The 14,155-nt window shown below is 65.2% G+C and carries 12 protein-coding genes and 3 tRNA genes; 13 read left to right on the top strand and 2 right to left on the bottom strand.

The features are described 5' to 3' along the window. The first annotated feature begins 64 nt into the window (after positions 1-64). The 4 genes from ACQCVD_RS06760 to ACQCVD_RS06745 all read left to right on the top strand — a co-directional run bounded on the left by ACQCVD_RS06760 (position 65) and on the right by ACQCVD_RS06745 (position 4,037). Positions 65-140: transfer RNA gene (locus tag ACQCVD_RS06760), tRNA-Arg, on the top strand. Between the two features lie 274 nt (positions 141-414). Then, entirely contained in the window at positions 415-1,770 is a 1,356-nt protein-coding gene (gene mgtE, locus ACQCVD_RS06755; protein ID WP_426822956.1) for a magnesium transporter, read from the top strand. A 353-nt stretch (positions 1,771-2,123) separates the two neighbouring features. Further along, positions 2,124-3,707, top strand: coding sequence for an SLC13 family permease (locus ACQCVD_RS06750; RefSeq protein WP_426822955.1), 1,584 nt, complete (start codon positions 2,124-2,126; stop codon positions 3,705-3,707). Between the two features lie 254 nt (positions 3,708-3,961). Beyond that, positions 3,962-4,037: transfer RNA gene (locus ACQCVD_RS06745), tRNA-Arg, on the top strand. 102 nt (positions 4,038-4,139) lie between these two features. On the opposite strand, the gene ACQCVD_RS06740 is transcribed toward ACQCVD_RS06745, so the two are convergent. Beyond that, positions 4,140-5,165 (bottom strand): prephenate dehydrogenase, encoded by a 1,026-nt coding sequence (locus ACQCVD_RS06740; protein WP_426822954.1) that lies wholly within the window; start codon positions 5,163-5,165, stop codon positions 4,140-4,142. Between the two features lie 38 nt (positions 5,166-5,203). Between ACQCVD_RS06740 and ACQCVD_RS06735 the strand changes: the two genes are divergently transcribed. The 7 genes from ACQCVD_RS06735 (at position 5,204) to ACQCVD_RS06705 (ending at position 11,799) form a co-directional block, all read left to right on the top strand. Continuing rightward, positions 5,204-5,704: a tRNA adenosine deaminase-associated protein gene (locus ACQCVD_RS06735; protein ID WP_426822953.1), complete on the top strand. Its 501-nt coding sequence runs from the start codon at positions 5,204-5,206 to the stop codon at positions 5,702-5,704. Next, positions 5,667-6,185 (top strand): nucleoside deaminase, encoded by a 519-nt coding sequence (locus tag ACQCVD_RS06730; RefSeq protein WP_426822952.1) that lies wholly within the window; start codon positions 5,667-5,669, stop codon positions 6,183-6,185. Before ACQCVD_RS06735 ends, ACQCVD_RS06730 begins: the two co-directional genes overlap by 38 nt. Positions 6,186-6,398: 213 nt before the next feature. Continuing rightward, positions 6,399-6,593, top strand: a complete 195-nt coding sequence (locus tag ACQCVD_RS06725; RefSeq protein WP_426822951.1) for a CsbD family protein — start codon at positions 6,399-6,401, stop codon at positions 6,591-6,593. Positions 6,594-6,639: 46 nt separating this feature from the next. Continuing rightward, a tRNA-Ser gene (locus ACQCVD_RS06720) sits at positions 6,640-6,730 on the top strand. Positions 6,731-6,987: 257 nt separating this feature from the next. Then, positions 6,988-9,483, top strand: a complete 2,496-nt coding sequence (locus tag ACQCVD_RS06715) for an MMPL family transporter (protein WP_426822950.1) — start codon at positions 6,988-6,990, stop codon at positions 9,481-9,483. A 21-nt stretch (positions 9,484-9,504) separates the two neighbouring features. Then, positions 9,505-10,821: a tRNA guanosine(34) transglycosylase Tgt gene (gene tgt / locus ACQCVD_RS06710; protein ID WP_426822949.1), complete on the top strand. Its 1,317-nt coding sequence runs from the start codon at positions 9,505-9,507 to the stop codon at positions 10,819-10,821. Between the two features lie 216 nt (positions 10,822-11,037). Continuing rightward, positions 11,038-11,799 carry a hypothetical protein gene (locus ACQCVD_RS06705; protein ID WP_426822948.1) on the top strand — a complete coding sequence of 254 codons (762 nt, stop codon included), beginning with the start codon at positions 11,038-11,040 and terminating at the stop codon, positions 11,797-11,799. Positions 11,800-11,963: 164 nt separating this feature from the next. On the opposite strand, the gene ACQCVD_RS06700 is transcribed toward ACQCVD_RS06705, so the two are convergent. Beyond that, the gene (locus tag ACQCVD_RS06700; protein WP_426822947.1) at positions 11,964-12,686 is read right to left on the bottom strand and encodes a queuosine precursor transporter; all 723 of its coding nucleotides are present in this window, start codon (positions 12,684-12,686) and stop codon (positions 11,964-11,966) included. Between the two features lie 28 nt (positions 12,687-12,714). On the opposite strand from ACQCVD_RS06700, the gene gluQRS reads away from it, so the two are divergent. Next, a complete protein-coding gene (gene gluQRS, locus ACQCVD_RS06695) occupies positions 12,715-13,620 on the top strand; it encodes a tRNA glutamyl-Q(34) synthetase GluQRS (protein ID WP_426822946.1) in 906 nt (301 codons plus the stop codon). 73 nt (positions 13,621-13,693) lie between these two features. Then, positions 13,694-14,080 (top strand): PH domain-containing protein, encoded by a 387-nt coding sequence (locus tag ACQCVD_RS06690; RefSeq protein ID WP_426822945.1) that lies wholly within the window; start codon positions 13,694-13,696, stop codon positions 14,078-14,080. The last annotated feature ends 75 nt before the right edge of the window (positions 14,081-14,155 follow it).

Raw genomic sequence — 14,155 nt, 5'->3', positions numbered from 1 at the left:
TTTGGTTTCCGGATGCGAGTGGGACTAGGCTGAGCGCAGTGCAAACCCGCTGGGTTTACATTCTGCGCCCGTAGCTCAACGGATAGAGCATCTGACTACGGATCAGAAGGTTGGGGGTTCGAATCCCTCCGGGCGCACCACTGGACACCCCCGGCTGAAACTTCGAGTTTCAGCCGGGGGTATCCGCTTGTGTGATGTCCGGCTGCTGGGGGTTGTCGGGTAGGTCACGGCTACTGCCGGTTTGTAGCTTCCTGGGTGAGGTATTGGGCGGTTTCCCGCTACCTACCCGACAGTCCCCGCGCAGCCACTCTGGTTCTGCGCCGCGATATCCGGGATCCCTGGGTAGCATCCCGACAGGTAGTGTCATGGGCTGGCCGGATATTCGTCCGCCCAGGAGACTTCGGAGGTGTAGCCGTGGCTGAGACGACGATCGATCAGCTGGAGAAGATCATCCGTTCCAGGGATGAGATCCCCGCGGAACGTGCGCAGGAACTGTCTCGGATGTTGGATGCGCCTCCCATCCAGGAGGTCGTCGCCCTCGTGGAGCGCTCCGAGAACATCCGGGCAGCTGTCATTCTGCGGTTGCTCAGCCGGGAGCGGTCCATCGCGGTATTCGACGCCCTGGACGCAGGCCACCAGGCCGACCTGATCGGGGCACTGCAGAGCGGTGAGGTCTACGACTTCTTCGGTGAGCTCGACCCCGATGACCGGGTCTCCCTGCTGGACGAGCTGCCGGCGGAGATCGCCGATCAACTGCTGCGCAACCTCGACCCCACCGAACGCGACATCACCGGTGTCGTGCTCGGTTACCCGAAGGGGTCGATCGGTCGCCGTATGTCCCCGGAAGTGCCGATCCTCCATCCGGAGATGACAGTGGTGGATACCCTGCGTTATCTGCGCGCGGAGTCCGGGGACCTGGAGACGATCTACCTGCTGCCGGTCATCGGGCACGACCGGAAACTGCTCGGGGTACTCTCCCTGCGCGCATTGTTCCGGGCCGAAGACGGACAGCGGCTCGAGGAACTGATGAACAAGCCGATCTTCGCCAACTCCCATGACGATGCGGAGGAGACGGTGCGCTGGTTCATGCCGCTCGACCTGTTGGCCATGCCGATCGTCGATGACAGTCACCGGCTCGTGGGCATCCTCACCTTCGATGACGCCCAGGACATCCTCCAGGAGGCCGATGACGAGGACACGGCCCGCTCGGGCGGCCACGAGCCGCTGCAGCAGCCCTACCTGTCCACGCCGCTGGTCAAGGTCGTGCGTTCGAGGGTCGTCTGGCTGCTGGTGCTCGCGGTGTCGGCGCTGCTGACGGTCCAGGTGCTCGACACCTTCGAGGACACCCTCGCCGCCGCGGTGGTGCTCTCGCTGTTCATCCCGCTGCTGACCGGCACCGGCGGCAACACCGGCAACCAGGCCGCCACCACTGTCACCCGCGCCCTGGCGCTCGGCGATGTCCGCAAACGCGACGTCGGCAGGGTGATGTGGCGGGAGCTGCGGGTCGGGCTGATCCTGGGCTCCCTGCTGGGTGTGCTCGGTTTCCTGGGTGCCTGGGCGGTCTACGGTTTGCCGATCGGCCTGGTCATCGGGCTGACCCTGCTGGCCGTGTGCATGATGTCGGCGACGGTGGGTGGCGCGATGCCGATCGTCGCCAAGGCGGTGGGCGCGGATCCGGCGGTCTTCTCGAATCCCTTTATCTCCACGTTCTGTGACGCCACCGGTCTGATCATCTACTTCCTCATTGCGAAGTCGGTCCTGGGATTGTGATGTGGTGAGGCCTCGGGCGGCAACCAGCGGGGTTCTTCGGGGGACGTGAGAAACCCGCGGAATGTCGGGGGAGACCCTGCTAAAAGTGTGAAGTCAGAAATTAGCAGGTCGGTAGGTGTTGTTTTCCAAGGTGGGGGTAGATCCCCGTAACAGATCTGTATAGCGGCTAACAAAATAAGTGGAATCAAGTTAAGATTTCGTGAACCTGGTTACACTTGTCACCTCCAGTGCGCACCCGCACCGGAAGGCGGGGAACCGGGGATGCCCGATACCCATCACGTGCCACCCCTGCCTGCGGAGCAGAACCTGCTGCCGCGGGGACCATGGCGCGAAGTGTTTTGGAAGCGACTCTCATGAGCACACCACAGATCAAGGAAAGTAACGCCGAGGCTCCCGGCGAGGACTCCAAGGGCGGTGAACAGCGCGGCTGGCGCCGCCAGGCGACCGGCATCTTCGTCGGCCTGATCCTTGCCGCACTGGTCTACCTCTTCTTCCCGGCGTCCGCCGTGGAAACCGTCATGCAGTCCGCCGGTGTGGATCCGGAGACCGAGTACACCCATCATGCCCTGCGGATGACGGCCGCCGTGACCGTGCTCATGGGTGCCTGGTGGATGACCGAGGCCATCCCGCTGGCGGCCACCGCGCTGATCCCCATCGCGGTGTTCCCGATCTCCCAGGTCGCCTCCTTCAGTGAAGTCGGCTCGCCGTACGCCAGCTCGACGATCTTCCTGTTCATGGGCGGCTTCCTGCTCGCGCTCGGCCTGCAGCGCTGGAACCTGCACCGTCGCCTTGCGCTCGCGGTCCTGCTGACCGTCGGTACCAGCCCGAAACGGCTGATGCTCGGCTTCATGATCGCCACCGGATTCCTGTCCATGTGGGTCTCCAACACCGCGACGGCGGTGGTCATGCTGCCGATCGGCATGTCCGTGCTGCAGCTGACCGCAGAGACCGTCGGTGGCATGAAGAAGCAGGCGAAATTCGCCACCGGCCTGATGCTGGCGATCGCCTACTCCGCCTCCATCGGTTCGCTCGGCACGCTGATCGGTACCCCGCCGAACGCGCTGCTGGCCGGTTACATGGAGACCTCCCACGGCATCACCATCGGTTTCGGCCAGTGGATGATGCTCGGTGTCCCCCTTGCGGTGGTGTTCATGGTCATCGCCTGGTTGGTCCTGATCACCGTGTTCAAGCCGGAGATGAAGGAGATCCCGGGTGGCCGGGAGCTGATCAAGGAGGAGAACTCGAAGCTCGGCCCCTGGACGGGACCGCAGGTCATGGTCGGCATCATCTTCGTGCTCGCCGCCCTCTGCTGGGTGTTCGTCCCGCTGATCCTTGACTGGATCGGCTCCGAGATGGTCTACGATGACGCGATCATCGGTATCATCGCAGGTCTGCTGCTGTTCACCATTCCGGCGGACGTGAAGACCGGCAAGCGGCTGTTGGACTGGAAGACCGCCAACGAACTGCCCTGGGACGTGCTGCTGCTCTTCGGCGGTGGCCTCTCCTTGTCCGCGATGTTCACCGCCTCCGGCCTGTCCCTGTGGATCGGTGAGGTGGCGAAGGGGCTCGGAGCTCTGCCGATCTTCCTGCTGATCGCCGCCGTCGCAACGCTCGTGCTCTTCCTCACCGAGTTCACCTCGAACACCGCTACCGCTGCGACCTTCCTGCCGATCATGGGCGGCGTGGCCGTGGGCATCGGCCTCACCGCCGGTGGCGAGCAGAACGTGATGCTGCTGACGATCCCGGTTGCTCTGGCAGCCACCTGTGCCTTCATGCTGCCGGTGGCCACCCCTCCCAACGCCATCGCCTTCGGCTCCGGTTATGTCCGGATCGGCGACATGATCAAGGGCGGTATCTGGCTGAACCTGATCGGGCTCGTCCTGATCACCCTGTTCGCGTACCTTGTGGCGATCCCCCTGTTCGGCATAGTGCTGTAGGGGTCCTGCCCCGCGTCCGCCTCCGGCGGCGTGCCGCACCTCGATGAGCGGCACCGCCGGCACCTGAAGCTTGACCGCCGCTCCAATGGCACCTCCACCACGGGGCGGCGGTCATTTTTCCCGTTGCTGCACCACGGAGTGGGGTGGTCTGGTTGTTCCGGAGGTTTTCGGGCCAGCCACCTGCGGTTTTGTTTAGTGTGAGGGCCATCGGGTAGAGTAATGCCTCGTTGCAAAGCAGAAGCTTTTCAATCACTGCGCCCGTAGCTCAACGGATAGAGCATCTGACTACGGATCAGAAGGTTGGGGGTTCGAATCCCTCCGGGCGCACCATTGAAACCTCAGGTAAACCCATGGTTTACCTGGGGTTTCGTTGTTGCCGGAGCCCGCTGGCGCCCCGGGGTGCGCCGCCGCGAACACGGCGTGGCCGACCGGCTAGAACACCTCGATTCGGGCACCCAGCGATTCCGCCTGCTCCAGCATCCTGACCCAGTCGGGCCCGCCGGGATTCAGGCGCAGGACCGGCCGGCCGCTGATGGGGGAGGGGCTGACGGAGTCGCCCTGGCGTCCCTGTCCGGAGCGGGCCTCGTAACGGATGCGGGAGCGGTAGCCGTTGTCTGCCAGCTCCTCGATGTTCGGCGGTGTCTCCGTCAGGTGGGCGCGGGCGTCGGTCAGCAGGGCGATCGTCTCATCCAGGGCCACGAGCAGCGCCTCGGAGTTGGTCTCGCACATGGCGCGCACGAGGGACGGGGAGCTGGCGGCCACCCGGGTGGAGTCCCGGAAGCTGCCGGCTGCCAGGGAGAGGCTCAGTGCCCCGCCGTTGTCGCCGACGATCGCGAGGGCCTCGGCCAGCAGGTGGGGCAGGTGGGACACCCGGGCCACGGCGGCGTCGTGCACGTCTACCCGGGCCGGAATGACCTCGGCGCCGGTGATCTTGGCCATCCGCACCACGTCGGTCCAGAGGGCGATCCAGTCATTGCCGGGGCCGTTCGGGGCGTCGTTCGCATGGTCGAAGGTGACCACCCAGGCGGCGCGCTTGAAAAGGCCCGTCCGGGAGGCCTTCCAGCCGCTTTCCGCCGTGCCGGACATGGGGTGGCTGCCCACGTAGCGGTCCTCCAGTCCGGCCTGCTTGACCAGTTCGTACACCTCGGTCTTGACGGAGACGACGTCGGTGATCCCGCACGAGGGGGCGTGCTCGGTGATGGCCGCGAGCATCGCGCCGACCGCCGGCATCGGGGTGGCGATGACCAGCAGGGCCTTCTCCTGCTCTGCGCGCTGCAGCGTCTCCGTCAGGTCTGAGCTGACGTCGAACCCTTCCGTGCGGGCACTCTTGGTGCCGGAGGGGGAGCGATTATAGCCGAAGGCGGGGTGGCCGTGCGCGGACAGGTCGCGGAGCAGGGAGCCCCCGATGAGTCCGAGGCCGAGCATGCAGACGGGGCGGGAAATGTCTCGAGAAGTCACCTGACAAGTGTGGCACAGAAAGACTACGGTTACCTGGTATGAACGCCGATGAGTACGGTGACAGCTTCGCCGTGACGGTTACTCTGACGGATGGTGCCTGGCACGTCCGTTCCTTTGACGATGACTTTGACGGCCTGCAGACCTCGGTACGGGCCGTGCGCTCCCTCCGCAGTGAGGGGCCGGCGTTTGCCCTGCTGAACGTCGAGGACGATTACTTCGTCATCGTCCGCCCCGCCCCGGACGGGGTGCGCGTCCTGCTCTCGGACGCCACCGCGGCCGTGGAGGATGACTTCGCCGCCGAGGCGCTCGACGAGATCAACGTCGAGATCCCCGACATCGACCCCGATGAGCTCGACCAGGTTGATCCCTGGGCCGAGGGCGATTTCGACATCCTCGCTGATCTCGGCCTGGCGGAGGAGGTGCTCGGCGTGATCTGTGACGATGAGACGCTCTGGCCCACCGAGCAACTGATCCGGATTGCGGAGGAACTCGATTTCCTCGATGAGCTCGCCGACGCCGCGGACCTTGACCTCGACTAGCGTGCCCGCCCTGCCCCGCCCCCTCGGCGAGCTCCACGCCGAGGCCATGATCCGCCGAGCCATGGGCATCGCCGCCACCACCCCGCGTGGCGACGTCCCGGTCGGTGCCGTCGTCTACGCCCCCGACGGCCGGGAGCTCGCCACCGCCACCAACCGGCGGGAGACGGATGGCGATCCCACCGCCCACGCGGAGGTGCTCGCCATCCGTGAGGCGGTCCGTCTATACGGCGACGGCTGGCGGTTGACTGACTGCACGCTCGCCGTCACCCTCGAACCCTGTGCCATGTGTGCCGGCGCTCTCGTGGGGGCCAGGGTGGGCAGGCTGGTCTTCGGCGCCTGGGAACCGAAGACCGGTGCCGTCGGTTCGGTGTTTGATGTCGTGCGCGACCCCAGCGTGCTGCACCGCCCGCAGGTCCGGGCGGGCGTGCTGGAGCAGGAGTGCGCGGAGCAGTTGATCACCTTCTTCGAAACCTTGCGTTGAGCCGTGCATCCTTGTCGTTGACTGTGCGTTTGATAACGATTCAGTGACGCCTCCCACAGTGTTGTTGAGATGATTAAAGTGGGCGGCATAGCCACCGAACAGCGGGAGGATGTCCCAGATGGCCGACGCTGAGAAGCCCGGCCGGGTGCATCTCAGCCACACTGACAACGATGAAGGTTCGGCGGCAGCGACTAACACGAAAGGGTGAGTTTCATGGGTGAGTTCCAGGACAAGGCAGAGGGTCTCAAGGGCAAGGCCAAGGAGGCCGTCGGCGACGCAACCGACAACAGGGACCTGGAGAACGAGGGTAAGGGTGAGCAGGTCAAGTCCGACATCAAGGACAAGGCCCGCGAAGTCGGCGACAAGGCCAAGGAAGCCCTCGGTTCTCTGAAGGACGACGACAAGTAGGCCCCGAATTTGGTCGCCGGACAGTGCTTCCGTTAATCTAGTCGACGGTGGCGTGTCCGAGCGGCCGAAGGTGATCGACTCGAAATCGATTGTCGGGTAACTCCCGACCGGGGGTTCAAATCCCCCCGCCACCGCCACAGAAGATCCCGCACCCCTTTCAGGGTGCGGGATCTTTCGTCGTTGTCCGCCGGGAGCAGGTTCCGCCCGCCCGGGGCGGGGCGTCGCAAAGCTGGTGGCCGGCTCAGGGGGCGGGATCGGACCAACCTGGGTTCTCCCGCAACTCCCCGCGAGGTTTTGCTGATAGTGTCTACAACCTGATTAAAAGGTGTTCTCAGCTCACGCCTGTAGACTGACTTCCTGCTACTTTCCGTCCTATCCGCAGGAGTACCCCCACGTGGCGAAATGGTTGTTCAGGCTGGGCCGCTGGTCCTTCCACCGCAAGTGGATCGTCATATCGACCTGGCTGGTGATTTTCGCCGGGGTGGCGGCAGGTGCGCTGAGCATCATGAAACCGTTCACCACCGAGTTCGCGATCTCCGGTACCCCGTCGATCGACGCGATCGAGAACCTGGAGGAGAAGTTCCCGGGACAGGGGGACGTGGTCAACGCCGCGAGCGTGAACCTGGTGTTCCAGGCTCCGGAGGGGGAGACCCTCGATGAGCCGCAGAACATGGCGGCCATCGATGACGTGATCGGTTACATCGAGACCAATCTCGAGGATCTGACCGGCACGGAGCGCTTCGGCAACCCGGTGGAGGTGTCGCCCGCACTGCAGGAGATGGTGATCGACACCGCCACGGAATCGGGCCTGCCCCGGGAAGTGGCGGAGCAGGACGCAGAGAACCTGAAGATGCTCACCGACGACGGTGCCCTCGGCTACACCACCTTCACCTTCGACGTGCCCTCCGCCCAGAGCGTGACGGAGGAACACCGGGATGTGGTCAATGCCGCGATGGATCTCGGGCGCGAGCAGGGCCTGACGGTGGAAGCGGGCGGCGCCGGCTTCGGTGATCCCATCGCGATCAAGACCACCAGTGAGATCATCGGTCTGGTCGTCGCGTTCTTCGTGCTGATCTTCACCTTCGGCTCGTTGATTGCCGCCGGCTTACCCCTGATCACCGCTGTGATCGGGGTGGGCATCGGTGCGCTGGCGATCATCGGTGCCACCGCATTCACCGAGCTCAACAACATCACCCCCGTGCTGGCCGTGATGATCGGGTTGGCCGTGGGCATCGACTACGCCCTGTTCATCCTGTCCAGATACCGTTCGGAACGGACCCGGATGCCCGCCGATCAGGCGGCCGGGATGGCGGTCGGCACGGCGGGATCGGCGGTCCTGTTCGCCGGTACGACGGTGATCATCGCGCTGGCCGCGCTCGCGATCGTCAACATCGAGTTCCTCACCGCCATGGGGCTGTCCGCGGCGTTCACCGTGTTCGTCTCGGTGCTGGTGGCGCTGACGTTCATCCCGGCGCTGCTGGGGGTCTTCGGTGAGCGCACCTTCGGTGGCCGCATCCCGGGAATCGCCGGAAACCCCCGCAAGAAGGGGCCGAGGATACGTACGAAGGAGACGATGGGACACCGCTGGGTGCGGTTCGTGCACAAGGTGCCCGCCCTGGTGATGGCCGTGGTGGTGCTCGGCCTGGGCGCCCTGTCCGCCCCGGTGATGGACCTGGAGATGGCGCTGCCCTCGGACGCCACGTCCAACCTGGACACCACCCAGCGCAAGTCCGCCGACCTGATGGCGGAGGGCTTCGGGGAGGGCGTGAACGGGCCCTTCCTGGTGATCCTCAACGCAGATGACGTGGACCCGGAGGCGGGGGCGCTCCAGCCGCTGATGCGGGCCCAGGAGGATCTCGCGGAGCAGGCCGGGGAACCCTTCGACCCCGAACAGGGAGCGGCGATGAGTTCCTTCCTGTACACCACCCAGGCGTTGAACGGGATGACCGACGTCAAGCACGCCCAGATCATCGCGACCAGTGAGGACGGCCGGGGCGCACAGCTGATGGTCTCGCCCTACACGGGTCCCGACGACCACGAGACGACGGCCGTGGCCGAGGCCCTGCGTGCCCAGGGGCAGGAGATCGAGGACGCCACCGGTCTGGAGGTCGGACTGACCGGCCTGACGGCGGTGCAGATGGACATCACGGAGCGGCTGGCCGGTGCCATGCCGCTGTACCTCGCCGTGGTGGTGGGGCTGGCGATCGTGCTGCTCCTGCTGGTGTTCCGCTCCATCATGGTGCCCGTGGTCGCCGGCCTGGGCTTCCTGCTCTCCGTCGGAGCGGCCTTCGGCGTGACCGTGCTGGTCTGGCAGGAGGGCGTGCTGGGCCTGGTCAACACGCCTGGCCCACTGATCTCCTTCATGCCGATCTTCCTGATCGGCGTGACTTTCGGCCTGGCCATGGATTACCAGGTCTTCCTGGTCACCCGCATGCGCGAGCACTACACGCGCTCCGGCGGGGTGGACCGGCCGGAATCGAAGTACAACGCGGTGGAGGAGTCGGTGATCGAGGGCTTCTCCTCCGGTGCCCGCGTGGTCACGGCCGCTGCGTTGATCATGATCGCCGTCTTCGTCGCCTTCATCGACCAGCCGCTACCGTTCATCCAGATCTTCGGCTTCGCCCTGGGCGTGGGCGTGTTCTTCGACGCCTTCTTCATACGTATGGGGCTGGTGCCGGCCACCATGTTCCTCATGGGGCGGGCCACCTGGTGGATGCCCCGCTGGCTGGACCGCGTCCTCCCGCAACTCGACGTCGAGGGGGCCGCGCTCGAGGAGGAGTTTGAGCGCGAGCAGTCCCGGCGGGCGCGTGCCGACGACCGCGGTGGTTCCACCCGGCCCGCCCGCGGCGGCGGCAACGCGAACACGGATGAGATGCCGGTGGTGCGGTAGCCCCCGTTTAGACTGGTCGGCATGACCACCGCCTCATCATCCCCGGACCTGTCCTTCACCGTGGGCACCCGCCTCGAACAGGACGGGCCGGGAAAGCACGGCCGCACCGGTGTGATTCACACGCCGCACGGCGACATCGCCACCCCCGCCTTCATCCCGGTGGCCACCAAGGCCACCGTCAAGACGCTGACCCCGGAACAGATCCGCGAGACCGGCGCGCAGGCGATCCTCTCGAACGCCTACCACCTCTACCTGCAGCCCGGGCACGACATCATCGACGAGGCCGGTGGCGTCGGTGCCTTCGAGAACTGGCGGGGGCCGACCTACACCGACTCCGGTGGCTTCCAGGTGATGAGCCTGGGCTCCGGCTTCAAGAAGGTCCTGGCCATGGACATCTCGAACCTCACGGAATCCGACATCAAAGCGGCGAAGAAGGAACGCAAGGCGCTGGTGGATGAGGATGGCGTGGACTTCAAGTCCGTCATCGACGGTTCCAGGCACCGCTTCACACCGGAAAAGTCCATGCAGATCCAGCACGGGCTCGGTGCTGACATCATGTTCGCCTTCGATGAGCTCACCACTCTGGTGGACAGCTACGACTACCAGCGGGAATCCGTCGAGCGCACCACCCGCTGGGCGGAGCGCTGCCTGCTGGAGCATGAACGTCTGACACGTGCCCGCGTCGGCAAGCCCCTGCAGTCCCTGTGGGGCGTGGTGCAGGGGGCGCAGTACGAGGATCTGCGCCGGCACGCGACGCGTCGGCTGGTGGAACTGGATCGCGTGGCAGTTTCCGAGGGGCGTCGGGGCTTCGGCGGCTTCGGCATCGGCGGGGCCCTGGAGAAGGAGAACCTGGGCACGATCGTCGGCTGGTGCAATGATGAGCTGCCGGAGGACAAACCGCGCCATCTGCTGGGGATCTCCGAACCCGATGACCTGTTCACCGCCATCGAGGCCGGCGCGGACACCTTCGACTGCGTGGCACCGACCCGCCTCGGCCGCCGGGGAGGGGTGTACACCCTGGACGGCCGGATGAATTTGACCGGCGCCCGCTTCAAGCGGGACTTCAGCGGCATCGACGAGGAGTTCGGCGGCTACGTCTCCGAGAACTACTCCCGGGCCTACATCCACCACCTGCTCAAGGCCAAGGAGTTCCTCGCCGGCACGCTGTGCACCATGCACAACCTGTTGTTCATGATCAAGCTGGTGGACAACGCCCGTGCCGCCATCGAGGACGGTTCCTATGAGGCCTACCGCGATGAATTCCTGGGCCGCTACTACGCGGGGAAGAAGCCTGCCGATCAGCCACAGAGCCTGCACCGGAGAACACCGCGTGCTTAGCTGAGGGGCGTGCCACAGGGGGAGAGGTTGATCCTGACTACCGGGTTGAGTTTTAGCGCCGCGGAGGAGGTCAGGAGGCGGTTTCGTGACGGGGAACTCGTGAAGCTGGGGCAGGGTGTCTACTGCTCCGCCAGATTCTATTCCAGGGCGAAACCGTGGGAACGGTACAAAACTGACTGCCTCGCGGCAGCTGTGGCACGGCCGACAATGACCCTGGTGGGAAAATCCGCCGCTGCCGTATGGGGGTTTCCCCTGGGCCGGATCCCCAGGCAGGTGGAGATGGCCCGCGCTGATGGACGAGGTGGAAGCGCAGCGGCGCAGATTCAGCTCCGCGTACTGGCACTGATCCCGGAGGACCCGCTCTGTCAGTTGCGGAAGCCGTACCACCGGGGGCGGGTGACCGGGCACAAGCAGACGTTGATCGACACGGCACGTTGGCACGGCGTCAGCGACGCAGTGGTAGCGATGGACTACTGCCTGCACCAGCAGATCGTGACGAAACAGCAACTCAAAAGCATTCTTGACACCTACCAAGGATTCCGCGGCCGGAAATTTTCGGCCCAGGCAGTTCAGCTTTCGCATGCGGCCACCGAGAGTCCGCGGGAGTCGATGATCAGGGTGCGGATCTGGGAATGTGGACTTCCTGCGCCGCATGTCCAAGCGACGCTGCGTAATGAACGAGGTGAGTTCATCGGCCGAGCCGACCTTTTCTACCCTGAGTTCTCGCTCGCGATCGAGTATGACGGTGAGGCCAAATACACCGGGGCATTCGGGATTTCACCGGAGGGCGCGATGTACGACGAAATGCGGCGACAGCGGGAATTGCTGGCAGCCGGCATCCGGCTGATACGTGTCGACCGGGAAAATTACCGCGACCAGACGTGGCTGTGGAATCTCCGACGGGAAATAGAGGTTGGCACGCGTGCGGCGAACCCGTTTCCCCGCTCGCAATGGACCTCCGAAGGTGTGGCCTGGTAGCTGGTCCGCGATTTCTGCAAGGCATACGTAAGTTAGCGTCCGAAACGGCCGGAATCCGAGGAATTCCGAGCACAACTTACGTATGCCTTGCAGTGGCGGTGTCCGGAACGGGAGACATCCCCGGGGACAGAGAGAACTAGCCGGGATCAGCGACAGCGGGAGCGCTACACCGCGGCCCCATAGCCCTCGCTCCGCTTCACCCACCCGATCACCGCGTAGGTCACGGGCAGCAGCACGACTTCGATCAAGGTCTTCCACAGGAAGCCGGCCACCACGTAGTTCACCAGCCCGCTGAACGTCGAGATCCCGATCACCGGCGCTGCGATCACACAGAACAGCAGGGTGTCGCCGAATTCCCCCACCACGGTCGAGCCGAGGAGCCGTGCCCACAATGATTTCTCGCCGGTGCGCTTCTTAATGGCCACCAGCACGTAGGAGTTCAGCAGCTGGCCCACGAGATAGCCGGCCAGAGAGGCCAACACGATCTGCGGCACCAGGCCCAGGACCGCGGAGAACTCGGCCTGCCCCTCGTAGAAGGACGCCTCCGGCAGCCAGATCGCCACATAGAACGCCACCACGGCCAGCACCGTGACCGCGAATCCGGTCCAGATGGCGCGCCGGGTGGCCTTGAAGCCGTAGCATTCGGCGAGCACATCGCCTACCACGTAGGCCAGCGGAAAGAGGAAGAAGGCGCCGTCGGTGATCAACGGCCCGATCTCCACGCCCTTGGTGGCCGTGATGTTGGAGATGAGGAAGACCGCGACGAACAGCGCGACGAAGGTGGGGTAAAAGGACTTTTGTACGGGGATGAACTGGGCTTTACCGGACGCTGCCCCAGTAAAAGCGGCGGCGCCCTGCCCAGACCCGTGATCTGGTGTATTGGTCACCCGGATATCCTGCCATACCCTGGAGGCCATGCCCTCCCCGAAAGCCGGCGCCGGCCGCTACGCGCCCTCCCCCAGCGGCGATCTCCACTTCGGCAATCTGCGGACCGCGCTGTTGGCCTGGCTCTTCGCCCGTCACACCGGCCGTGCCTTCCACATGCGTGTGGAGGACATTGACACCCAGCGTTCCTCGCTGGAATCGGCCCATCGGCAACTGGAGGATCTCAAGACCCTGGGCGTTGACTGGGACGGCCCTGTCACCTACCAGTCCGACAACACCGACCGGTACGAGGCGGCGCTGAACCGGCTCCCCACCTTCGAGTGCTACTGCTCACGCCGGGACATCCAGGAGGCCTCGAGCGCCCCGCACGCCGTCCCCGGCCACTACCCGGGCACCTGCCGGAATCTCAGCGAATCCGAACGCCGGCGTAAACGCGAAGAACTCGAACAGCAGAACCGGGTCCCCGCCATCCGGCTCCGGGCGGACACGGACCACTTCACCGTCCACGACCACTATCTGGGTGAGTACACCGGCGACGTCGACGATTTCATCCTGCGCCGCGGTGGACAGCAACCGGACTGGGCCTACAACCTCGCGGTCGTCGTCGATGACGGCGCCCAGGGCGTCGACCAGGTTGTCCGCGGCGATGACCTGCTCTCTTCCGCCCCGCGCCAGGCCTACCTGGCCACTCTCCTCGAGACCGCCGTGCCCGGGTACGTCCACGTCCCGCTCGTCCTCAACACCGAGGGCAGGCGGCTGGCCAAACGCGACGGCGCCGTCACCCTCCGCGAGATGCTTGCCGACGCCCCGGTCTCCGCGGTCGTCGCCAAGCTCGCGGCGTCGCTGGGCTACTCCGGGATCAGTACCCCGGCGCAACTGCTGGAACAGTTCGATCCGGAGACGCTTCCGCGTGAACCGTTCGAGTGGCAGGGCTGATTCGAACGTCTGCATGTCCGGGTCACCGGATAAGGTGCGCCCTGAATCCGTTCCACAGCATTCAGGAGGGGCAATGCCCGCAGAAGTAAGTGCCACCACCGCCTGGCAGTTTCAGGCCGAGGTACCGGTGCCGCAGGACATCGGGCCATTGCTCGTGCCCGGTGAAGTTCCCGTCGCGGCCTACAAGACCTTCCGTGACTCGGCCGTGTTCACCGACCGGCGCCTGATCGTCCGCGACTCCCAGGGGCTGACCGGGAAGAAGGTCGAGCTCTATTCGCTGCCGTACAAGTCCATCGACATGTGGTCCTCGGAGAACGCCGGCCGCATCGACTTCAACGCGGAGCTTGAACTCTGGACCCGGGCCGGGCACATCAAGATCAAACTGGGGCGGCAGGTCGATGTCCGGCGTCTCGACGCCCTGATCGCCACTGCGGTACTCGGCTCGCTCACCCCGCACTGACGGACACCATCCGGCCACAGCTTCACAACGATTCCGGCAGAAAGGGCCGGTTCGGCCTCGCCTGCGCTATTGCTT

It is taken from the genome of Corynebacterium halotolerans, from assembly GCF_050107895.1.
Lineage (GTDB): Bacteria > Actinomycetota > Actinomycetes > Mycobacteriales > Mycobacteriaceae > Corynebacterium > Corynebacterium halotolerans_B.
This window is presented reverse-complemented; position numbering and strand designations above follow the sequence as displayed.